23 protein-coding genes are annotated in these 23,498 nt (G+C 35.7%); 10 read left to right on the top strand and 13 right to left on the bottom strand.

The annotated features are described in order from the left end of the window. The first annotated feature begins 77 nt into the window (after positions 1-77). Complete coding sequence (locus tag Q73A0000_RS04795; protein ID WP_193812943.1) at positions 78-629, top strand: DUF1003 domain-containing protein; 552 nt, start codon at positions 78-80, stop codon at positions 627-629. Positions 630-764: 135 nt separating this feature from the next. Here Q73A0000_RS04795 and rsmA read toward each other — a convergent pair whose 3' ends face one another. Further along, entirely contained in the window at positions 765-1,535 is a 771-nt protein-coding gene (rsmA, locus tag Q73A0000_RS04790) for a 16S rRNA (adenine(1518)-N(6)/adenine(1519)-N(6))-dimethyltransferase RsmA (protein WP_193812942.1), read from the bottom strand. 155 nt (positions 1,536-1,690) lie between these two features. On the opposite strand from rsmA, the gene Q73A0000_RS04785 reads away from it, so the two are divergent. The 6 genes from Q73A0000_RS04785 (at position 1,691) to rluF (ending at position 6,275) form a co-directional block, all read left to right on the top strand. After that, positions 1,691-2,590 (top strand): cell division protein FtsX, encoded by a 900-nt coding sequence (locus Q73A0000_RS04785; protein WP_193812941.1) that lies wholly within the window; start codon positions 1,691-1,693, stop codon positions 2,588-2,590. Positions 2,591-2,592: 2 nt separating this feature from the next. Next, positions 2,593-2,895 (top strand): DUF3098 domain-containing protein, encoded by a 303-nt coding sequence (locus Q73A0000_RS04780; protein ID WP_193812940.1) that lies wholly within the window; start codon positions 2,593-2,595, stop codon positions 2,893-2,895. A gap of 111 nt (positions 2,896-3,006) precedes the next feature. Further along, complete coding sequence (locus tag Q73A0000_RS04775) at positions 3,007-3,825, top strand: undecaprenyl-diphosphate phosphatase (RefSeq protein ID WP_193812939.1); 819 nt, start codon at positions 3,007-3,009, stop codon at positions 3,823-3,825. Between the two features lie 204 nt (positions 3,826-4,029). Next, positions 4,030-4,734, top strand: a complete 705-nt coding sequence (gene truB / locus Q73A0000_RS04770) for a tRNA pseudouridine(55) synthase TruB (protein ID WP_193812938.1) — start codon at positions 4,030-4,032, stop codon at positions 4,732-4,734. 253 nt (positions 4,735-4,987) lie between these two features. After that, positions 4,988-5,566 carry a hypothetical protein gene (locus tag Q73A0000_RS04765; RefSeq protein WP_193812937.1) on the top strand — a complete coding sequence of 193 codons (579 nt, stop codon included), beginning with the start codon at positions 4,988-4,990 and terminating at the stop codon, positions 5,564-5,566. Continuing rightward, on the top strand, positions 5,553-6,275 hold the full coding sequence (rluF, locus tag Q73A0000_RS04760) for a 23S rRNA pseudouridine(2604) synthase RluF (protein ID WP_193812936.1): 723 nt from the start codon (positions 5,553-5,555) through the stop codon (positions 6,273-6,275). Before Q73A0000_RS04765 ends, rluF begins: the two co-directional genes overlap by 14 nt. Here rluF and Q73A0000_RS04755 read toward each other — a convergent pair. From Q73A0000_RS04755 to Q73A0000_RS04710, 10 genes are all read right to left on the bottom strand, one after another. Beyond that, positions 6,272-6,715, bottom strand: a complete 444-nt coding sequence (locus Q73A0000_RS04755) for a phosphohydrolase (protein ID WP_193812935.1) — start codon at positions 6,713-6,715, stop codon at positions 6,272-6,274. The genes rluF and Q73A0000_RS04755 overlap by 4 nt on opposite strands. 79 nt (positions 6,716-6,794) lie before the next feature. Then, positions 6,795-7,358 carry a DUF1003 domain-containing protein gene (locus Q73A0000_RS04750; RefSeq protein ID WP_193812934.1) on the bottom strand — a complete coding sequence of 188 codons (564 nt, stop codon included), beginning with the start codon at positions 7,356-7,358 and terminating at the stop codon, positions 6,795-6,797. Positions 7,359-7,424: 66 nt separating this feature from the next. Then, a complete protein-coding gene (locus Q73A0000_RS04745) occupies positions 7,425-7,733 on the bottom strand; it encodes a hypothetical protein (protein ID WP_193812933.1) in 309 nt (102 codons plus the stop codon). Between the two features lie 4 nt (positions 7,734-7,737). Continuing rightward, entirely contained in the window at positions 7,738-8,406 is a 669-nt protein-coding gene (locus Q73A0000_RS04740) for an AcvB/VirJ family lysyl-phosphatidylglycerol hydrolase (protein WP_193812932.1), read from the bottom strand. Continuing rightward, complete coding sequence (locus Q73A0000_RS04735) at positions 8,403-10,994, bottom strand: phosphatidylglycerol lysyltransferase domain-containing protein (protein ID WP_193812931.1); 2,592 nt, start codon at positions 10,992-10,994, stop codon at positions 8,403-8,405. Before Q73A0000_RS04735 ends, Q73A0000_RS04740 begins: the two co-directional genes overlap by 4 nt. 202 nt (positions 10,995-11,196) lie before the next feature. Continuing rightward, positions 11,197-12,426, bottom strand: coding sequence for an ABC transporter permease (locus Q73A0000_RS04730; RefSeq protein WP_193812930.1), 1,230 nt, complete (start codon positions 12,424-12,426; stop codon positions 11,197-11,199). A 3-nt stretch (positions 12,427-12,429) separates the two neighbouring features. Continuing rightward, positions 12,430-13,179, bottom strand: a complete 750-nt coding sequence (locus Q73A0000_RS04725) for an ABC transporter ATP-binding protein (protein WP_193812929.1) — start codon at positions 13,177-13,179, stop codon at positions 12,430-12,432. A gap of 10 nt (positions 13,180-13,189) precedes the next feature. After that, the gene (locus Q73A0000_RS04720; RefSeq protein WP_244140805.1) at positions 13,190-14,440 is read right to left on the bottom strand and encodes an efflux RND transporter periplasmic adaptor subunit; all 1,251 of its coding nucleotides are present in this window, start codon (positions 14,438-14,440) and stop codon (positions 13,190-13,192) included. A 10-nt stretch (positions 14,441-14,450) separates the two neighbouring features. Then, positions 14,451-15,761, bottom strand: a complete 1,311-nt coding sequence (locus Q73A0000_RS04715; protein WP_193812927.1) for a TolC family protein — start codon at positions 15,759-15,761, stop codon at positions 14,451-14,453. Positions 15,762-15,912: 151 nt separating this feature from the next. Next, the gene (locus Q73A0000_RS04710; protein WP_193812926.1) at positions 15,913-19,350 is read right to left on the bottom strand and encodes a polysaccharide deacetylase family protein; all 3,438 of its coding nucleotides are present in this window, start codon (positions 19,348-19,350) and stop codon (positions 15,913-15,915) included. Between the two features lie 249 nt (positions 19,351-19,599). Between Q73A0000_RS04710 and Q73A0000_RS04705 the strand changes: the two genes are divergently transcribed. Next, the gene (locus Q73A0000_RS04705; protein WP_193812925.1) at positions 19,600-19,911 is read left to right on the top strand and encodes a hypothetical protein; all 312 of its coding nucleotides are present in this window, start codon (positions 19,600-19,602) and stop codon (positions 19,909-19,911) included. Between the two features lie 55 nt (positions 19,912-19,966). Here the strand turns inward: Q73A0000_RS04705 and Q73A0000_RS04700 are convergent, their stop codons facing one another. Both Q73A0000_RS04700 and Q73A0000_RS04695 read right to left on the bottom strand, forming a co-directional pair. Further along, a complete protein-coding gene (locus Q73A0000_RS04700) occupies positions 19,967-21,502 on the bottom strand; it encodes a SulP family inorganic anion transporter (RefSeq protein WP_193812924.1) in 1,536 nt (511 codons plus the stop codon). Positions 21,503-21,738: 236 nt separating this feature from the next. Continuing rightward, on the bottom strand, positions 21,739-21,996 hold the full coding sequence (locus Q73A0000_RS04695; protein WP_193812923.1) for a hypothetical protein: 258 nt from the start codon (positions 21,994-21,996) through the stop codon (positions 21,739-21,741). Positions 21,997-22,279: 283 nt separating this feature from the next. Here Q73A0000_RS04695 and msrB point away from each other — a divergent pair, with 283 nt between their 5' ends. Then, entirely contained in the window at positions 22,280-22,819 is a 540-nt protein-coding gene (msrB, locus tag Q73A0000_RS04690) for a peptide-methionine (R)-S-oxide reductase MsrB (protein ID WP_193812922.1), read from the top strand. Between the two features lie 16 nt (positions 22,820-22,835). Then, the gene (locus Q73A0000_RS04685) at positions 22,836-23,498 is read left to right on the top strand and encodes a cytochrome b/b6 domain-containing protein (protein ID WP_193812921.1); all 663 of its coding nucleotides are present in this window, start codon (positions 22,836-22,838) and stop codon (positions 23,496-23,498) included.

Here is a 23,498-nt window from a genome sequence, read left to right as displayed (position 1 = left end):
TTTGCACACCATAAAACTTTTGTGTCTTTTGTGGTTGAAAAGATGATATGATTATTTATTAATTTGACGTAAAAAGTATGAAAAACAGAGAAGAAAAAACCAAAGAAAAAATCGAGCTTCTTGTTCGCATTACCGATGGTGTTATGTGGTGGATTGGTTCTATTCCGTCTTTAATTGTCCATTCAATTCTTTTCATCACTGCATTTTCCCTTCCTCTTTTTGGATTCGTAGCATTTGATAAAATGCTTTTAGTTCTTACAACCGTACTTTCTTTAGAAGCAATTTATCTCGCCATTTTCATTCAGATGTCAGTGAACAGAAGTCAGGTCCATATTGAAGATTTGAAAGACGATGTGAACGAAATTCAGGAAGATATTGAAGATATTCAGGAAGACATCGAAGAGATTAGCGAAGACATCGACGATATCCAGGAAGATATTGAAGATATCGCTGAAGACGAAGACGATGAAGATCACAACGAACGCGCCAGAAATGTGATGCTGAAAAGCAATGTTTCTTCTAATAAAAATGATATCAAAGCAATGCGAGAAGTAATTGCTAATCTTCAAAAACGATTAGAGGATTTAAGAAGTGAAGAAGAAAAGCAAAATCTTCCTCCGGAAAACTAAGTTTATAAATCTTGATTTTTCTCAAAAAACCTTGTCAAGGTTCTGAACCTTGACAAGTTTAAGTTTTTCCCTTTTGAATAATTTTCAAAGATTATACAAAAAAACCATTTCAAATATGAAATGGTTTTTATTTTTTTAAGAATGCTCTTTCCAAAGTTTGGTAAATGCAATAAAATCTTCTACCGATAATTCCTCGGCTCTTTTATCCATAAACTCATGCGTTTTCAATGCTTCCGGAATATCCAATGCTTTCCATGAATTAGATAATTTCTTACGTCGTTGTCCAAATCCTGCTTTTACAATTCGCTTGAACAAAACTTCATTTCCAGCTAAACCTTCTTTCGGATTTCTCGTCAATCGAATAACGCCTGACTTTACTTTAGGAGGTGGATTAAAGACGTTTTCATGAACAGTAAACAAATACTTGACATCATACAACGCCTGAACGAGAACTGATAGAATTCCATAATCTTTCGTTCTTGGAACAGCCGCCGTTCTTTCGGCAACTTCTTTCTGAAACATTCCCACCATTTCTGGAACTCGATCGTAATAATCAATAATTTTAAATAAAATCTGTGACGAAATATTATACGGGAAATTTCCAATAATAGAGACTTGGCCTTCAAAAGTTTCCGCAAGATTTAATTTTAGAAAATCACCGATGAAGTGTTTTTCTTCTAACTTCGGATAATGACTTTTTAAATACGCAATCGATTCGGTATCAATTTCTGCTACGAAAATCTCGGCATCTTTTTCCAAAAGATATTTGGTAAGCACTCCCATTCCTGGTCCGATTTCCAAAACCTGATTTTTATTTTCGTAACTCAATCCATCGACAATATTTTTGGCAATATTTTCATCCATTAAAAAATGTTGACCGAGGTGTTTTTTGGCTCTTACGCTCATCCAGAAATATAATTTTATTTATTAAAAATAAAGCTCAAAAACCCATTTTTCGAAGGTTCGCTTTATTTCTTTTAAGTTTTTTTTAACAGCGATTTTCCGCGTTTGTCCGCAAATTACGGAAGTTTTTTTCTATTTTAGCAGAAATTTTTTATTTAATGGCTAAGATAGTTGAAGATTTTAACAAAAGGCGACTTCGTTCCAGCAATATCACCGTAGTGATAAGTATTGCATTGGTGTTATTTTTATTAGGGTTAATGGGACTTATCCTTATTAATGCTCAAAAATATTCAGATTATATCAAGGAGCAATTGGTAGTGAATGCTTATTTTGATGAAAATTACGAGGCAAAAGACTCTGTGAAAATTGCAAAATTAGAGGCAGAAACCTTTAAGAGAATCCAAGTTTTGGCTCCCGTAAAAAAAGCAACTTACATTTCCAGAGAAATGGCTGCTGAAGAGGCAAAGAAAAGTATGGGTATTGAAAGCAGTGCGCTTTTCGACGAAAACATTTTCCCATCTTCTATTGAAGTTGCCTTGAAACCCGAATTCGTAGATCCGGCAAAAATCGATGAAGCGATTAAGCAGATTAAATCTACGCCCGGAATTGTTGATGTGAAAAACAACAGTACTTTAATGGTTGAAGTGTACAACAACCTGAACAATATTTTGAAATGGATCTTAGGATTTTCAGTCCTGTTTTTAGTGTTAGCAATTGTCTTAATTAACAACTCAATACGTTTGAAGATATTCTCTAAAAGATTCATTATCAAAACGATGCAGTTGGTTGGTGCAAAACGCCGTTTCATCTTGAAACCATTTATTAAAGAAGCAATTATTCTTGGAGTAATTGGAGCTGTTATTGGTTTACTTGTGCTTTTTGGAGCCTGGTATTATTTCATTACCCAAATCGGAACGCCATTCGCACAGGACAATAATCAATTAATTATCTTAGTCGTTGGTATTTTCTTGCTGGGAGTTTTCATCACTGTTTTCTCTACCATTTTCGCAACATGGAGATTCTTAAGATCCAATGTTGATGATTTATATTATTCTTAAAAATGAGCAAAAAAAATAAACAATTCTCTGCGGACTCGATTGGTAAATCGGTAGAAGTTTCAGAAAATAATCCTTTCTATTTCGGTAAAGAAAATTACAAACTCATGTTAATAGGTTTGGCTTTAATTATCGCTGGATTCCTTTTAATGATGGGAGCTGATGCCAATACCGTTGATGGGAAATACGATCCCAACGTTTGGAACGAAGGTATTTTCTCCATTCGCCGAATTCGAATTGCACCCATGTTAGTGATTGCAGGATTCGTCGTGGAAGTTTACGCGATTTTGAAAAGAGAGAAGAATTAATAACGATTTCTAAATTACATCACTTTGTCAAAGTTCTACAACTTTGACAAAGTTTTTTTTAATCACATCTCACTCTGAGCAAGTCGAAGAGTTTTAATATCAAAGATAAAAATGGATTTATTCAAAGCAATTATCATTGCAATCATCGAAGGACTTACCGAGTTTCTTCCAATTTCTTCAACCGCACACATGGGTTTTATCGCCAACTTAATGGGAATGGAAGAAACAGAATTCTTAAAAATGTTTCAGGTGTCGATTCAGTTCGGAGCAATTTTAGCAGTGGTCGCTGCTTACTGGAAAAAGTTTTTCGATTTTCAGAACCTTAAATTTTATTATAAATTGGCGTTCGCAGTGCTGCCAGCATTAGGATTAGGGTTTTTATTTGATGATAAAATTGAAGCACTTTTGGGGAATCAAGTCGCAATTTCGGCAATGCTTGTTTTGGGAGGAGTCGTTTTATTATTCGCAGATTCTTGGTTTAAAAATCCAACTATCGATGACGAAAAAGATATGTCAATCAAGAAAGCCGTTATCGTTGGTTTTTGGCAATGTCTCGCAATGATGCCAGGAACGAGTAGAAGTGCCGCTTCGATTATTGGAGGAATGTCACAAGGTTTAACCCGAAAAGCCGCCGCAGAATTTTCATTTTTCTTGGCAGTTCCAACGATGTTGGCAGTTACCGTTTATTCAATTTTTGTTAAAACTTGGGGAAAAACAACACCAAATCCGATGAAAGGATACGAGATGATTCTATCTTCATCAGATTTTATGATCGCATTTGTTGTTGGGAATGTGATAGCGTTTATCGTTGCATTAATCGCGATTAAATCGTTCATTGGATTGCTCAATAAATACGGTTTCAAACCTTGGGGTTGGTACCGAATTATCGTGGGAATTGTTTTGTTGATTTATTTTACACAGTTTCAATAATTTTATTTGGACAGATATTTGACTTGGTCGAATGTCTATCTATTTTTTTTATTGCAGACATTTCCGCCTGAGTTTATCCTGAGCTTGTCGAAGGGTTCCCGCTTTTTGTATTATTGTCTTCGACTACGCTCAGACAACAATACTAAAGAGCTCCACTCAGGTCGGGCTGCAGCGCAGAACTTTTCACCAATTTAGTTTTTAAAAATGACCGATACCGATTTCTTAGAAGGCCAAATAATACTTCTCGACAAACCTTTGGATTGGACGAGTTTTCAGGCGGTGAACAAATTGAAATATAAACTCAAAAGAGAATTTAATCTTCCGAAGAAATTTAAAATTGGTCACGCGGGAACTTTGGATCCACGCGCGACAGGATTGTTAATCGTCTGCACCGGAAAATTCACCAAGATTATTCCTGAAATTCAGGATGCGCCAAAAGAATATTTCACCGAAATAAAAATAGGAGTTCAAACAGAATCTTATGACACTGAAAAACCTGAGATTCTTCAACAGGATATTTCAGACATTACTGAAGAAGAAATCAAAGAAACTTTAGATAAATTCCTCGGTGAAATTGATCAGAAACCGCCCATTTTTTCAGCCATTAAAATCGAGGGGAATCGTGCGTATGATTTAGCCAGAGCTGGAAAAGAGGTCGAAATGAAATCCCGTAAAACCACTATTAATTATATCAGCGATATTGAGATCGAATTGCCCTTCGTTCGCTTTACCGTCGGTTGTTCAAAAGGAACTTATATCCGAAGTTTAGCGCACGATATCGGTCAGGAATTAGGAGTTGGTGCTTATTTGACCAATCTTCGCAGAACAAAAATTGGAGATTATAATATAGAAAATGGAAGTTCAGAATATCTGGAAAACGAATACAGTTTTGAAAACTTCAAGAAATAAAGAAAAATTTGAATTGTGAATTTTTTAAACCGCAAACCTGCCTTGCCGGCAGGATTCACAAAAGATAAATGTTTATTTAAGCCAATCAAAAGATCTAAAAAGTGGAGTGCATTTTAATTTCCAAAGGAAATCTTAATAAACTTAACTTCTTAATCTTTATCTTAATGGTTAATTTTTCACTAGTGTAATTTGTGAAAATATTTGTGCAATATGTGTTTAACTTTGCAATCTTAAAATACATAATTTTCGATCAATGAAAAAATTATCCCTACTGCTTTTATTGGTTTCTATTTTTGGATTTGGCCAAACGGAGAAAAGACCAATCCAGGGTTTTTATTTCAGTCCGGAAGTGAGTGCAGGATTTAATTTATCAAATATCATTCAAGGAAATCGAGATAGAGACAACAATCCGTATAATCCTCCTGTGAATTATCCGAACGATTTTTCTTACGGAATTTCAGCAGTTACAGGATTTAATTTTATTCCGAATTTGTCTTTAGGCGGCGGATTAAAATATACGTACACGACCGATAATTTTCATATTGTGTACGGAATTATCCAACCGAAAATCCTTTTCAATGTTGATGATGGAGAACCTGTTTTTATTGATTTGACTTATGGATTTCAACTGAATAAATCGGTGGTTGAAAATTCAGATTTATTTGGAATAAAAGTGGGAAAATTAGTTTCTCACAGTAAAAGATTAAGCCAGCAAGGCGGCTTATATTTTGAAGGTCAACAATTAGGAAATACCGGAGTTACCTTTGTGGGGTTATTTTACGGGCTAACGATCTTCAGTAACAAAAATTATAATGAGTATGGAAAAGACTAGAATAAATAAATACCTTTCAGAAGTTGGATTCTGTTCACGCAGAGAAGCAGACCGAATGTTGGAAGAGGGAAGAATAACCATCAATGGCGCTGTTCCAGAAATGGGAACTAAAGTTTCTGACGATGATGAGATTTTCGTGGATGGAGTGACCATAAAAAAAACAGAAGAAGAACCCGTTTATATCGCATTGAATAAACCGGTCGGAATTGTCTGTACTACTGATACCAAAAGAGAAAGAGATAATATCATCGAATTCGTGAATCATCCGAAAAGAATTTTCCCGATTGGCAGATTAGATAAACCGAGTGAAGGATTAATTCTTCTGACGAATGATGGTGATATTGTGAACAAAATTCTTCGTTCCAGAAACAACCACGGAAAAGAATATATTGTACGAGTTGACAAACCAATCACACCGAAATTCCTAATGCAAATGCGTGGCGGAATTCCGATTTTGGATACCATTACCAATAAATGCGAAGTAGAACAAATCGATAATTTATCGTTCCGAATTGTTTTGACACAAGGCTTAAACCGCCAGATTCGTAGAATGTGTGAGTTCTGTGGTTATGAAGTAAAAAAACTTAAACGAATCCGTGTTTTAAATATTAAACTTGATCTTCCAATCGGAAAGTGGCGGGATTTAACTGAAGCGGAAGTGAGCGAATTAAAAGCCTTGGTTTCGGATTCTGATAAAACGGTTAATTAGTATTTTTCTTTTAAATAAAGATAAGCCGTCAGATACTTATTCAATCTTTTCATATCTCTTTCTGTCATCAAATTATTAAATCGGGTCAGATTCATATTGTCCTGCAAATCATTTAATTTTACGGAAACGGCCAATGGAGATTGTTCAGTTTGTTTGATGAATTCTTTGTAATCAACATCTGCCGGAGTTTTGGTGAGGCATTTAATCGCGAAAATTATCTCTTCAGAAAAGCCTTCTTCAACCAAAGTTTCATAAGTGATTTCCGGGCAGTCTTCGATGACGTCGTGAAGAACTCCAACGATTTTTTCGTCGTAGGTTTTTCCTGCATTCATCACTCGCATCACGTGACCGATGTATGGTGTTCCGAATTTATCGGTTTGTCCTTTATGCGCTTTTTGAGCTAATTTAATAGCTTTGTTAAGCAGTTCGTCTTTCGTCATTTTATTTTAATTAAGGCGTGAAATTCGATTTAAATATAATTGATTTTTTGAAATTCATTCTAAATCAGCTCGCAAACTTTTAAGAATTATTGGTCGGTTTCGACAGCATTTTGACTTTCTTATTCAGCTCCTCTAAAAGTTCTAGTTGCTTCTGCTGAATATCGCAAAGATGCTTGTACTGATCGATTATAGAAAGGTCGACTTTCTCGTGGAGATTTCTAATTTCAATCTCAGATTTGAGGTTGATCATATAATCATTAATCGCTCTTTTGCGGTCTTTAACTTCTTTTCTGTTTTGACTCATCATAATGATTGGCGCTTGGATTGCGGCAATACACGACAAAATTAGATTAAGCAAAATGTACGGGTATGGATCAAAACTTTTATTGTGCTTAATTTCAGTATTGTAGAAAATCCAAATCATCAATAAAACACCAAAGATGATGATGAACTTCCAGCTTCCACCCAATTCAGCAACTCTATCAGAAAGTTTTTCGCCGTACGTCCGCTCTTCATCAGTGTCTTGAATGGTCGTGGTGATTAGCGTTTCTTCCGTTATCGCCTTTTCAATGATATCGTGCATTTTGTGAAGTTGCTCGTCTTCACTTTTAAGGAGATCCAGGACGTATTTTTTATTTTTCATTTTTTAAATTATAAAGAATGATTATTACAAACTTTAATAAAAGTAAGCGTTATTTCTGAATAAACTTTATTTAAGCCAGAATTTATGCAAAAGAACCACTACAATAATTCCAATTCCTATAATTGAAATACCAAATAGGATTTCGGCCGCTAGCTCCAGTCGGTGCGTCCAGATTCTACTTTCACTTTTAATGGAGAAAAAAGACAGCATTACCGACACACAAAGCATTGCTGCAACAATACTTGTAAATTCATCTAAGATAGAATTTATCGTTGCATTACTGATATGCAGTGAGGTGATGACGATAAGACAAAATCCTAAAAGATTTGATGCCGTAGGGAGAATGTGTTGTGAGGTTTTATTGGGAATTGACATTTTTTTAAAAATATTTTATAACGGAATCTGCAAGCATTTTTGAGTTGCCTCCGAAATGATGATCCCCTGGAAGATGAAGAAATTGATAGTTTTTTAAAGTGATTTCATTTTTCGGAAAATAAATTTTTTCAAGATCGCTTACTATTAAAGTGAAAGGCACATTTTTCAAATGATTAATTTCGTTGATGACGCTATAACCATATTCCATGTGGCCGGTGATATATTCCTCAAGATGAATTTCAAAATCGTTCACTTGCGAAGGTCCTATGATAATTAAATCCTGAATTTTTTTTTGAAAATCTTTATCGAAACGGTTATAGATAAACGGTGCAACATCGGCTCCATAAGAATATCCAATAATGATTATTTTTTTATTTATTCGATTTTTAATAACCTCTTTCAGATAATTTTCAGTGTCCTGCGAGGCTTGTAAAGGAGTCTTTTTCTTCCAGAAATATTTTTTAGTATTCAGTGCAAAAACATCATAACCATAACGGTGAAGTTCTTGTGAAAACGTTTTCGAAAAATTATTAAAACCGGCGTCACCACTGATATAAAAAATAACCGGTTTGTCGCTGTTGCCGTTCCATTCAGATACTGGAAAACCTGAATCCTGACAGGAAAATAAAAGCAATAATGAAGACATGCTTAAAATTTGCGCTAATTTTTTCATTTGGGTTTTGTGATTTTATTCAAAGCAGCTGGAATTTGCAACAAATCAAAATCATTGCCATAAATCAGATATTTATTTTCCCATTGATCCGCATATTTTTCTTTGAAATCACGTAAGCTTTGATAATGTTTAAAACTCCCAATACGATTATATACGAACTTTAATATTTCCTCTGCCGTATTATCGGGTTCTTTAATTCCTCCTAAAGGCGTTAAACCAAGGTTGATATAAAGCAATTCCTTTGACTTAGCATATTCCACAAGTTTTACAATCATCGCATCCATGCTTCCATTTGGGGCGTTTACCGTTTTTCGAATCAAATCATACGTACATTCCTCAGGCGCAAAATCTGGAATAATATTAAGAAACGCTTCGATCTTTCCAATTTCATTTTTAATTACGATTAAATCCTGATTTTCTATTTCAGCGCGATCAAACATTCCTTGCGAAAAAACCATTTCCTCTTTATCGAATTCCTTCAGCCATTCATCTGAAATATTTTGAATTTCATTCAGGATTTCTTCATTCTGAGGATGGTAAAGAATCTCTGAAGTGTATCCTTTTTTAGCTAAAGAATTCAAACCGTTTCTCAATGTTTTTCTGTCTTTTCCTTCTAATTTAAAGTTTTCGGTATTCATAATTGCTTCCTGACCGATAAATAATTTCTGTTTTTTTAAAGGTTTAAATAGAAATAAACTCTGTTCGTCAATTCGATAATAGACCGATTTTAAACCATTTTTTTTACAGAAATCTTCAAACTCCTCGATGATTTTTTCTTTATGATCTTCTTCGCAAACCGGTTCTTCCAAGACGAATGCAAAATTATTCGCAACGCTGTAAGAAACAAAACCTTCAACCTCATCAGAAAAATAGAATTGTTTGTCTTTTGCTACTTTAAAGAAATCCAACGGTGAAGTTCCATACATCTGTACTAAATTTTGTGCTTCTTCAAAATCGTCGAAACTCTCCTTAGTATCGACAAGTTTTCGAACATTAAACACAGAGAAAATAAGCAATAACCAAGAAACAATTCCGAGGAAGTAATTGAGATATTCAAAATCTCGGGCAAATCCAGTTTTTGGTATCAAACCATTATCTTGAAAAAGAAAAAAACTTTGAACCGTATAATAAAGAGATTCTCTCCAGGTAAAATCAATTCCAAAATGGCGTCTGTCAATAAAGTAAAAACTTAGAAAATTGAAAAGTATTACGGCAATAAATAGTCCAACGACCCACGAAAATCCAAGTCTTAAATATTTTCTGTTCGTCTTTAAAACATATTCTTTTCGACTCATTAATAACATGAAAATTATGACCAAAGCCACAATCGCTTCTTCATAATCAAGTGCTTTAATTAGATTCCCGAAAAAAGAAATTACAGCGAGAATAAGGGCAAAATACCACCCTCTTTTTAAACCTCGCAAAAGATAAGCAGACGTTACCACCAAAAGAATTCCCGCGATTAAAGTCAGTATTTTTGAAATATGCATCGTATCTTCTGAAAGATAATGTTTACCGATTCTCAGACGATCTGCAAGTGGCGGAGTAATTACCGAAACAATATTGATTAAGCCCAAAATGAAAATGGAAAGTGCCGGAAAGATTCGGGCAACGATTTTTCTGCCCTTCCAAACAAAAGCAAAAAGTCCCAGTAATAAAGGCAACCAAAATTCAAATACCCGATAAAGCAAAGTAATTCCCAATCCTTCACTGTGAGAGAATCCAAAGTTTGCCAAAATATAAATCAAAGTAAATTCGACCGCACCAAGACCTCTTAAAAAAGGAGAAACCAGCATCAGCAAAACTGAAATCGTGTAACCTACCGCCGCTGCAGAAAAAGATCCCGTTGCACCAAATGCAAACATGGCAATCAGTAAATGAAAAATTCCGCAAAACTCGATTAAAGTCGAAATGAAGATGGTGATGTAAAAATATTTTTTGTGAATTTCGCCACCGAAAAACCCATCAATATCGGTGACTTTTTTCGGGAAATGTTTCTCTAAAAAATGATAGATAAATCCTTTGGTTCGAAGGGAATTCACCAGCCAGAAAACGGCTGCGATAAAAATTCCTACGCCCAACAACCAAATCCAGGAATTTCCAAAATTTTTATTAACAAATGCGGCGTACGCAACTACGGGGATTCCGACTAGGAAAACGGTAACAATTCCAATAAATCCATAGATGGCGCTCGCTTGATGAATGCTGTTTTTATCATAATTTTTCCGCTGAATCTGTCGCGGTGTAAAAGCGAGAGAACTGATTCCGCCCGCAGGAAGAAAAACGCTTAGGAAATTTCTTTTTAAAAATAATTCGAGCGCATCTGAAAGTTTCAGTTTTACGCCAACTGCCCGAAAACTTGCCATGTACATTGCGGCTTGCAAAAAAATATAAACGCCGGTGAGCAGAACTCCGGCAACAATCCAAAATGGTTTCGCCTGATAAAGCTGCGGTAGAATAGAAGCCATTTCTTTTCTTTCACTTCTGAAAAAAACGAACGCCAGAAAAAGAATTAAAACCGCAAGAATTTCCTGCCATCTGATTTTCAAAATGGTTTTTTTGAGAAATAAGTAACTATTTTTAATCATGAATTTTAATCTAAATTTTTTGGTCCTGAATTCAGCAGTAAAAAAACGGTGCTGCTTAAATGAATATTCTAATGGTGAAAATAAGCTTTCTCATTTCATCATGAAAATATTTCTTTATTAAATAGAAAAAAATCAAAAAACATATAATGAAACTTATTTGGTGTTATAAACTTGTGTGGTGCAACGGTGATTATTTAGGTTTTTACTCATATCTCAAGGCTTCAATTGGGTCAAGTTTAGAAGCTTTCAAAGCAGGATAATATCCGAAGAAAACGCCAGTAATTGCACAAACGACAAAGGAAAGAATAATCGAGGATTCCGTAATATAAGTAGGCCAGGAGAGAAAAGCGGTAACCAATTTCGTAACGGTAATTCCGAGGATTACTCCTATAATTCCGCCAGTTACACTGATGAGAATTGCTTCAATTAAAAACTGATACAGAATATCTTTTCCGCGTGCACCTATAGACATTCGCAAGCCGATTTCTTTCGTTCTTTCTGTCACCGAAACGTACATGATATTCATAATTCCAATTCCGCCGACTAAAAGGGAAATTCCCGCGATCGCTGATAACAGCACCGTTAAAAGTTGACTGGTAGAACTCATAGTCGAAATTAATTCTGCCTGTGTTCGCACCGAAAAATCATCACTGTTTCCGTCTGGAGAAAGATGATGCTGTTTGCGAAGAATCTGAGAAATTTCATCAGAAGCTTTTGAGGATGTATTTTCGTTGGTGGAAGCGGCGTAGATTGTTTGAACATAATCAATTCCTAAAAATCTTCTTTGCACGGTATTAAATGGTGCAATGATTACATCGTCCTGATCCTGACCAAACGTATTGGCGCCTTTCGATTCGAGCACACCAATAATCGTCATCGGAATTTTATTAAACCGAATCACTTTTCCAATCGGGTCTTCTCCATTTGGAAATAAATTGGTTAAAACCGTTTGTCCAATTAAACAAACTTTACTGGAGGAAGAAACATCTTTCTCCGTAAATAATGCTCCGTCAGAAGCTTTCCAGTCACGGATTTTAAAATAATCAGCATTCACGCCCTGAAGTTGAGTCGGCCAGTTATTGGCACCATTAATCGATTGACCATTGGTTTGTACTGCTGGAGAAACATACGAAACATCTGGAGCGCCTTTTAAAATCGCGTCGACATCTGCCGTTTTTAAACTCTGCAACCCGGACGCACCAATTCTTGCACCTCCCGAAACATTCACATTGCTTGTCGGCCGAATGTTAATCATATTCGAACCCATCGAAGAAAGCTGATCGCTGATGCTTTTTTTCGAACCTTCACCAATGGCGGTCATGGCGATAACAGAAGCGACACCAATGATGATTCCGAGCATGGTCAGAAACGCCCGCAGTTTATTTCGGAGAATGGCTTTCCAGGCAATTTTGAATAAATTTGAGAGTTTCATCTTTTAGGGTTTATAATCGACATCTACCGGCAATGCATCAAGTGCATCTTTTGCACTTTTAATATTTTCATTTTTCACATCTTTGATGACTCTTCCGTCTTTCAAAGTAATCGTTCTTCCACTAAAAACGGCGATATCCGGTTCGTGCGTTACGAAGACAATAGTTTTTCCCTGTTGATTGAGTTCCTGCATCAAAGTCATAATTTCGTAAGACGTTCTTGTATCTAGATTTCCAGTGGCTTCATCAGCTAAAATCATTACGGGTTCGTTGACCAAGGCTCTTGCAATGGCAACTCTTTGCTGTTGTCCGCCCGACATTTGATTTGGGAGATAGTTGATTCGGTCACTCAATTTTACGGTTTCCAGCGATTTCAAAGAACGTTCATATCTTTCCTGACTCGATATTTTTGAATTGTACAAAAGCGGAAGTTCCACATTTTCTAAAGCAGAGGTTCTTGCCAGTAAATTGTAAGACTGAAAAACAAATCCGATTTTTTCATTTCTTAATCGAGCGAGTTGATCTTTGTCTAAATTTTTTACATTGACGCCATCCAGAAAATAATCACCCTCCGTAGGTTTATCCAGGCATCCTAAAATATTAAGCATCGTCGTTTTTCCGGAACCACTGTGTCCCATGATGGTCACAAATTCACCTTCTTCTACAGTGAAACTTACGCCACGTAAAGCATGAACGGTTTCTGCGCCCATTTTAAAATCTCTTGTAAGATCAATGATTTCTAATATTTTTGCCATGTCTTTACATTTATCTTGGTCCTCCGCCACCGCCACTTGGTTTTTTTCCACTAGATCTTTGTGGCAAGAAGGGACTTTTAGAAGCGCCGGTTGTTTTTTTGGTTAAAGTTTTATAACCTGTGATCACATTGTCGTTGACACTTAAGCCTGAAATCACCTGCAGATCGGTGTCATTGCTCGTTCCTGTTTTTATCTTTTTTCTGGAAATAGATTGGTCTGTGGCCAAAACCCAAACTGCCGCTTCACCTTTTGGCATTTCTTTATTAGCTGTAGATTTTTGGCCGGTCCATTGTTTTTTCTGACTTGCAGTGTAAGGAGAATTAATGGTGTAATTGCTGGCTACTAAAGAATCCGGTTTAAAGTTAACTGCCTGCGCTGGAATTTTCATGACTTTAGAAATATCGCTTGTAATCACTGAAATATTTGCGGTCATTCCAGGTTTCAGTTTCAGTTCAGCATTATCGGCATTGATGATGGTGATATAATTCACTACGTTGGCGGAAACGGTCGGGTGTAAACGGATCTCAGTGACTTCACCACTAAAATTGAGATCAGGAAAAGCATCTACCGTGAAAGTTACTTTTTGTCCAGCTTTCACATTTCCGATATCGGCTTCGTCAATTGACGCACGAACCTGCATTTTTGTTAAATCTTTAGCAATACTGAATAAAGTTGGGGTACTGAAGCTCGCAGCTACCGTTTGACCTTCGCTTACATTTCTGGATAAAACGGTACCGTCAATCGGTGAGTAAATTCTAGTATATGATAAATTTTTATTGGCGGCAGAAAGCTGAGCATTAATTGACATGATCTGGGATCTGGCTGCATTGTTTTGATTTTCGGCCACTTGCAGATCGGCTTTACTGATTGCTCCAACTTTGTAGAGTTGCAGTTGACGATTATAATTATTTTGATTATAGGCTAAATTACTTTTGGCATTGGCAAGATTCCCGGCGATCTGTAAAGCCTGATCTTTTAATAAAGAAGGTTCCAAAGTCGCCAGAAGTTGACCTTTTTTTACTTGCGAATTAAAATCGACATAAATTTTATTCAGCGTTCCTGAAACTTGTGTACCGACCGCAACCGTATCGACCGGCTGAATAGTTCCCGTCGCGGTAATGGATTCGGTGATATCGCCCATTTCGGGTTTTACGGTGGTAAGTTGTATTTTGACGGCCTCACTTTTTTTGAAATAGTACCAAAGTCCGATTCCCAAAACTAAAACTGCAGCAGCCCAAATCAGCCATTTTTTATTTTTCATCGTCATGTTTTTACAAATTAATTTCTTGCCCGGCGTAGAATTCGTAGATTTTCTTATTGAGAACTGCCGAGTATTTTGCCTGTAAATAATTTTGAAGAGCTTGAATATAAATCAGTTTCTGTTGCTGAAGTTGCACATAATCAATGGCACCAAGTTTCAGCTGTGCATTAACAATAGAATAAGTTTCTTCGTTAATTTTCATTTGCTTTTCGGCTGATTCATATTGCGAAATTGAATTTTGAAGATTAATGAAAGCCTGTTCGATCTGTTGATTTAAAACCGTTCTGGTATTTTGTAAACTTAGATTAGCTTGCTGTATTTCGATTTTCGATTTTTCGATGTTGGTTCTATAAATTCGGTTATTGTAAATGGGAATTCCCAGACTTAAACCAACCGGTAAATAAAACTGATTTCCTAACTGATTAAAATAATTGCCGTTTCCCTGAGAATAATTAGTCGAAATATTTCCTGCCAAACTTAAAGTAGGTTTAATGGAAGATTGTGCAATTTTTAAATTGGTTTCAGAATTTTCAATATTCAGTTGACCGTATTTAACTTCAGGTCTTTTCGTCTGTGCCGAATTTTGAACTTCCTGAAGCGTTTTAATATCATCACTGACGAGAATATCTGAAGGTGCCGAAATTTGAAAATCATAAGATGACGGCAATTGCAGAAGCTGTTTTAAATTCAATAAATCTGTTCGTAGCGTGTTTTGGGCGGCAACCAAATTATATTCGTCCTGTGCTTGCTGAGACTGAAATTGCAGAAAGTTTAATTTTGAAATACTTCCGGCATTATAAAGTTGCGTTCCCTGTTTAAGTTGAATTTGAGTTGTGGAGAGTAAGTTTTGAAAGTAAATAAGATTTTCCTGCGCCATCATCACATTTAAAAATGCTTGTGTCACACTCAACGTAATATTATTTTCCGCTTCATTAACAGATAAATTCGCCATTTGAACCAATAAATCTTTTGACAAAACAGTATTGTTAATATTGTTGTCGTGGTACAGAATCATAGAAGAACTCGCACCAATACTTTGGGAATTTGCGCCATTAATATGAAATCCATTATTCCCGCTAACGGCAAAGATTCCTTGCGAAACAGTTCCGTTTAGATTTGGATATTTTGCTGCTTTTGCCTGTAAAAGATCTTGATCTGATGAGTTTTTTGATAGTCGTAAAGAAGTGATGCTGAAGTTATTTGTTTTTGCGTATTCAATGGAATTCTGCAAAGTCCACTGATCCGGATATTTAATATTTTGTGAAAAAACATTTAAATAAAAAAAATTCAGAATGATTAGAAATCCTATTTTTGTTTTCATAATTCCTATTTTATACTCGATATTAAGGACTGAAAATTCTAAACCAAACGATTGTATGATTTTTGTTTTAACTCAAAATTAACCTGAATTAAATAAATATTAAATCAAAGTTACTGCTTTGAATCTGTAAATGATATTAAAATGGATTAAATTATGCAGTTTTCACATTTCCTGTTCTTTTCAGAACTCCCCAGTTTTGAATTTCTCCTTTCACTGCTTTACGGAAAGATTTGAACAAAATATAATACATCATTTGTCGATAGATTACGCGTTGAGGAATCATCCAGATCAGTTTGCTGAATTTTTCTTTTTCGAAGGCAAAAGCCACTGCAGCTCCTAAAATATCGACGAGGGAGAAAATAACATAGTATAGAATGATGTGATACGGATCGGCAACAATTAACCCCAATCCGGACAGAATTAAACTTACGAGCAAAAGCAAATCTGCGAGTGGAGCTAAAAACGGAAGTAAAATCTGATAGAGCAAAATATTAGGCAACGCAACTCGTCCGAAATTTTTATATTTTTTTCTGAAAATCGCATCACGGTGTTTCCAAAAACTTTGCAGAATTCCAAAACTCCAGCGGAAGCGTTGTTTTAAAAACTGTCCGATAGTTTCGGGCGCTTCGGTGTAGGAAATGGCATTATTACACTGTTCAATAATATATCCCAGTTTGTGCAATCGCATTGTTAAATCACAGTCTTCCGCTAATGTATCGGTTGTAAATCCGCCAGCCTGTATAACAGCTTCTCTTCGGAAGGCTCCTAAAGCTCCTGGAATTACCGTAATACAGTTGAGTAAAGAAAAGGCACGACGGTCAAAATTTTGAGAAGTAATATATTCAATACTTTGCCATTTCGTAATCATGTTAATTTCGTTGCCGACTTTTACGTTTCCTGCTACAGCACCAACCTCCGTTGGTTTTCCTGCCAAATAAAAAGTATTCATCAATTGGGTAACAGCATCGGATTTCAGTTGCGTATCTGCATCAATGCAAACCACAAATTCTGAATCGGTTTTTGAAATTCCGAAATTTAAAGCGGAGGCTTTTCCACCGTTTGATTTGGTGAAGACTTTAACTTTAGGATTTCCTTCAAAGGCTTTTTTTACATTTTCAAAAGTGTTGTCCTTACTTCCATCATCCACAAAAACGATATTGATATAGGGATAATCCTGACTTAATAAAGAATCTACGGTTCTTATTGAATTCATTTCTTCATTATAGGCAGGAACAATAATACTTACTTGTAAACCGTCTGGAATTCCTTTGAATACGGCCTGTAATTTCTTTTCTTTTTTGGTTTGAAGATAAGCCAGAACTCCCATGAAAATCATTCGGCTCATGGACAGAATAATTCCAATCAGGAAGAGCGAATAAATGACTTGTCCGATCCAGTAACTTGCAGAAGCGAAAAAGAAATTCAGATCATTTTTCCAGCTTCTTTTTACCGGTGGCATTAATTGATCTTCCGGAACCTTCATTAAATCTGCAACGGTCGTGAACTTACATCCTTTGTCTTTAAAATATTTAATGATTCTAGGCAATGCATCTACAGTAGGCTGTCTTGTATCGCCACCTGAATCGTGCAGCAGAATAATACTCGCATTATTCTGAGTCGCAAAACGAATGGTTCGGTTGACGATCGAATCTGCATTCATTTTTGGATCCCAATCGTTCGGATCGATACTTTCACCAATCGCGATATAATTATCTCTTTTACTTTGCACCAAAGGTTCGAGTTCCTCGTAAGTCTGAGGTTCAGAATCCGCATTGTAAGGCGCGCGGAAAAGAACGGTGGATTTTCCGGTAATGCATTCAATTAAAGAACGCGTCGTTTTCAATTCTAAAGCAGCTCTTGCAGGAGACATTTTCGCCAGATTCCCGTGCGTGAAAGTATGATTCCCAATTTCGAAGCCGTCGCGGTTAATTCTTTGAACCAAAGGAATATTGGCTTCTGCATTTTCACCAATTAAAAAGAAGGTCGCCGGAACTTTTTCTCTTTCTAAAATGTCGAGAATTTTCGGCGTGTATTTCGCGCTTGGTCCGTCGTCGAAAGTTAAAATAATCTTATGGCCAGGTCCAATTTTAGTACTGTCTTCCGCAAATTTTTCATAGAGAAAGCCAGATGGCAATTGTGCATAACTTTCAGACGCGATTAAGTTTTCATTTTTATCGGTCTGAATTCTGGTTCGACCTTGTTCCGGAGAATATAAAATGTTAATAATTTCACCACTTCCGATTGCCGTTGGTTTACTGTTGAAATTGGGAGGCATCATCTCTAGAATAGTGTAATTGAAAGGATTTTTCTTTAGACTTTCAGTACTTAAATCTCGGGCATAAAAAGACCAAATTCGAGGATCCTCACTTCCTAATCTCCAAAGTGCAGTGCCGGCATTTCGGTAATCATCAGAAAACCGGATGATATTATAAGCAGTTGCAGCATCCGTAAACCAAACACTGTTTTTAGAAGCGGGTTCATCATTACTTCCCGAAAAATTGTAAGCATAATGAAGGTTGTAGGAATTTTCATCAAAATTTATGGAAGATTTTGAAATCTTGGCGCGATCAATAACCTGGCTGTATGTTAAGTCTTCTGTTCGCGTACCATTTTCATCGGTAATCCATTGTCTTCCGTAGGCACCGATACCTAGGATTAGTTTTTCAGAGGGAATATCTTTTGCAATTTGATCGAGTTGTTTTTCAATCCATTTCTGATCGCTGATTGGTCCAGCTTGTGAATTGTCATTAAACTGATCATAAGCCATCACGATAAAATAATCGGTGTAATCTTTTAAATAATTATGATTGTAATCGGTATTGTCTGCCATGATGTCGATGGAAACAATTAAGCCGTTTTGTTTAAACTGCGTATATAAATTTTTCATGAAAGCATTCAGAAATTCATCTGAGTTTTCCTTCATTTCTTCAAAATCAATATTAATTCCCTGCAGATCGTTTGCTTTTAAAGTCGTAATAATCTGACCAATAAGTTGGTTCTGAATTTTCTGATTATGAAGAACGGTGTGCAGTAAATCACCGCTGAAATTCCCTTGTTTTCCGGGAATTGAAATGAAATTATTAAGAATCGGCTGGATACTCAATTTATGATGTTTCATCACCTCAAGCGCTTCTTTGTCGATTCGGGAATCCAGCTGATAGGTTTTTGGATTGATGAAAAACCACTCTGGATAAATGGTGTTCAGTTTGCTTCCGTTCGTTCTAAGATCGTACAGCGAAAGGGGAGACCATGGAACATAAAAGGCACCGCGAATCAGTTGAGCATTCACGACATTGGTTTTTGCTTCTTCTGCCATGATTTTTTTCTGCAGAAAATCTTTGAAACCTTTAAATTTTTTATTCAGCGGAGTTGCTAAAGTGAATGTATTGTCCGGGTTTATTTTTGATTCAAATGATTTCTGGATAGAATTCATTTGTGGCATCGAAGGGTTTTTTCCCCGAGCTACAGCAATACCTACAACCACGACTATGAAAAGAAGAACAGATGCGATGGTGCGTAAAGTCCATTTGGTAACTTTGTATCTTTTTGCATCATTAGTTTGAAATATTTGTCTTGAATTCTCTGACATCTTTTGTTTAATTTGTTAATCAAAGATATATTAGATTTCAAGTGATTTTCTTTTTTAAATCGATAATTTCAATGAATATTTTAAATATAGTTGGGTGTTAATAATTGCTTTTATCTATTAGAAATGAATAAAATTGAAATAAAATCTACATTATAAAATGGTGTCTTAAAGGATTTTAAATAATATTAAAAAATTTTGTGATTGTTTTTATAGTTACTTTTATTAATTTTACCTTGTTATTTTATCATCATGAATCTATCTCCGGAAGGACAAAAACTCTTTAATAAACTGATTTCTGAAATGCTGGAAGACGGCTTTGTAAAAATTAGTGAACATACTTTTTATAAAAAATTAGGAAGTATGACCGTGTCTTTGGGAGATCGAGCATTGAATATTATGCATAACGGTAAATGTTACGGCATCATTCCGGAACGTGAATTTCTGAAATTATCCAACGGGATTGAGCCGCTCCTTTTTCAGTTAAAATATCTGCTTGCCTTTTCAATGAGACAGGATATGAACCGAGTTGTGAATTTCCTGTCAACTTATTTCTGGAATTAATTTCAAAATCAATCACCTTTAGAAATTAAAAGCTTGAGATAGCGGGAAGGAATTTCTATTTTTCAATCGCCACCAAATATTCAGGATCTTTAATAATATTCACATCAATTACTGCTTCGGCATTATTTAAAAGTCGAATACAATCAGCACTTAGATTTTGAAGATGAACTGTTTTTCCAGCTTCACTGTATTTTTTGGTAATTGAATTCACGGCTTCAATTGCCGACATATCTGTAATACGGGATTCTTTGAAGTTGATGATAATCGTATCAGGATCTTCGGCAACCGTAAACTTCTCCGAAAATGCCATCACGGATCCGAAAAATAAAGGACCGTATATATCATAATGTTTTATTCCTTCTGCATCTATAGTTGTTCTCGCCCGAATTCTTTTCGCACTTTCCCAAGCAAATACAAGAGCAGAAATAATAACACCTACCAAAACTGCTAAAGCTAAATTGTGCAAAATAACTGTAATAATTGCGACCAAAACTCCGACGAAGATATCGTGTTTCGGCATTTTTTTAATAATTTTAAAACTTGCCCATTCAAAAGTTCCGAAAGCGACCATGATCATTACGCCGACCAAAGCAGCCATCGGTAATTTACCAATAATGGGAGCTCCGAAAAGAATAATCAGTAAAATAGTTATTGCTGCGATAATTCCCGAAAGTCTTGCGCGAGATCCGGCTGAAAGATTCACGAGAGTTTGAGCAATCATCGGACAACCGCCCATTCCGAAAAAGAAACCATTGGCAATATTCGAAGTTCCCTGTGCGATACATTCGCGGTTTCCATTTCCTTTTGTTCCAGTCATTTCATCGACTAAATTTAAGGTCAAAAGTCCTTCTGTCAATCCAACCGCTGCAAAGATCATCGAGTAGGGAAGTATGATTTTAAAAGCTTCCAAACTAAAAGGAATATTAGGAATATGAAAAGGAGGAAAACCACCTTTAACTGAAGCGATATCCTGAACAGTTTTCGTATTGATTCCAAATCCAACGACCAAAGCAAATACGACAATAATTGCCACTAAAGAGGCAGGAATTTTTTTTGTAATCTTAGGAAATAAAACAACGATGGCAATTGTTAAAGCCACTAAACCAATCATAATCATTAATGGTTCTCCTTGCAACCATGTCAGTTGTCCATTCGACAGAACTTTGAATTGATTGAGTTGCGCCATAAAAATGATGATGGCCAATCCATTGACAAAACCGTACATTACCGGCTGCGGAACGAGTCTTATGAATTTACTGAATTTAAATAGACCGATTAAAATTTGAATCACTCCCGCAAGTGCAACGGCGGCGAAGACATATTCAAGTCCGTTAGAACGCATTAAGGCAATTAAAACGACTACCGTTGCTCCAGCACCACCGGAAACCATTCCTGGTCTGCCTCCAAAAACTGCGGTGATCAAGCCAGCAATAAAAGCAGCGTATAAACCAACGAGCGGGGGAAAACCTGCCAGAATTGCAAATGATAAAGATTCCGGGATCATGGTCATTGCGACCGTTAGTCCTGCTAATATTTCGTTTCTGTAATTTACTTTTTGAGTAAAGTCAAATAGGTTGAGGGCAATCTTCATGTCTTTTTAAATTTTTGAGATAAGCTACCTCGACGGATTTTCATGCTAATTTTGGTACAGATGCAAAAATAAAGCAATATTATAACTTGATGAGGTTTTTTTTAAAAGTGAATCATTTAATGCTGTTCAAAAAAATTACTTTTCCTTAGGGTGAGAATAGTTTTATTTATTTAAAAAAAAAGCAGAAAGCTAATTGATATCAACGTTCTGCTTTATTTTATTTAAAAATAACGATATTATTTTTCCGTCATTTTCCTATCTTTCTTCATCACTGCATCGTCTTTCATCATTGCCTCATGTTTCATCACTGAATCCTGCTTCATCATTTTGTCGCTTTTCATTTTTGTACTGTCGGTCATCTCATTATTCTGCATTGTGCTGTCACTGACCATAGCGGGGGTGGTATCATTCATCATATTATCAGAAGTCTCCGTTTTTTTTGCACAAGAAGCCATAATAGCTAAAGTTGCAATTGCTAAAAAAGTAGTTTTCATAATGTTGAATTTTAAATATGAAAAATTTGCTAATACAAAATTACGAAGAAACGGAGCTAAAGCTTATCGTCTTAACTCCATTTTTTTTAAAAGAAAAGACCAGTTTTTATTAAGCTTTAAAACTGAATGAATCAGCTGTTTTTTCGTTTTTTTACTTAGTTATTCTTACTTAAATATTATTTATTTTTTTTGAAATGTACTCACATTCAATCTTTTATTCTACTTTTGTCGTACATAATGGTAAAGGTTTTTAAGTTAAATAACTCATCTAAAATTTTATATTATGTTTAATAAATTAAGTCATTATTTAATGCTCTTATTGACTGTTTTTGCCTTGAGCTGCAACAAAGCTCAGAATGAAAACAAAAATAATAGGATGCAAAAGAGTAAAGAGGTTTCTAATCAATATCCAATGCAGCTTTCTGATGCCGAATGGAAAAAGAGACTTACTCCAGAACAGTATGAGATTCTTCGTGGAAAAGGGACAGAAGTTGCTTTTACTGGGAAATATGATCATTTTTATAAAAAAGGAACTTATTATTCTGCGGCATCATTGCAACCCGTTTTCAGTTCTGCTACAAAATTTGATTCAGGTACAGGATGGCCAAGTTTTTACGAACCTATTTCGCCAGATGCTGTAAAATATATTACAGACAACAGCGATGGAATGGGACGGATCGAAGTGGTAGACAGCAAAAGTGGTTCTCATTTAGGTCATGTTTTTGATGATGGTCCAAAACCTACCGGAAAAAGATATTGCATGAATTCTGCAGCTCTTATTTTTGTTCCAGAAGGCGGTACACCTCCGACTGCTTCTCATTAATTAATTTTTTTTAAAAATGGAAAGGATTAAAAAAAAGCATCCACTCGCTATCAGATGGTTTCACTGGGTGAATTTCCCCGTGCTTGCAGTAATGATATGGAGTGGATTGCAGATCTATTGGGCCAATGATGTTTACAAAATACAGATTGGTGGCAAAGATTTTATTCATTTTTTTCCTGATTCATTCTATGATGCTTTAAATCTTCCTTATCATCTCAGCGAAGGTATGGCGTGGCATTTTGTCTTCATGTGGTTCTTTTTTGTGAATGGATTTCTCTATGTTGCTTACACGTTATTTTCTGGAGAATGGCGATTTTTGCTTCCCAATAAAAATTCCTTTAAAGAAGCTTGGCAGGTCTTACTCCATGATCTTCATATTCGAAAATCAATTCCTCCTCAAGATAAATACAATAGCGCTCAAAAAGTTGCTTACACTGCAATCGTTATTATGGGATTTGGTTCTTTATTGACTGGTTTAGCGATTTATAAACCGATACAGTTAGGATGGCTCTGTACTATTTTCGGTGGCTATGAAAGCTGTCGTATTATTCATTTCATTTTGATGATCGGCTATTGTTTATTCTTTATCATTCATGTTTTACAGGTTGTATTGGCGGGTTGGCAAAATTTCAGCAGTATGGTTACGGGTTTTGAGGTTTTAAAAAATAAAAAGAAATAA

It is taken from the genome of Kaistella flava (ex Peng et al. 2021) (assembly GCF_015191005.1).
Classification (GTDB): Bacteria; Bacteroidota; Bacteroidia; order Flavobacteriales; family Weeksellaceae; genus Kaistella; species Kaistella flava.
Note: the sequence above shows the minus strand (reverse complement) of the source record. Positions and strands in the feature narration are given on the sequence as shown.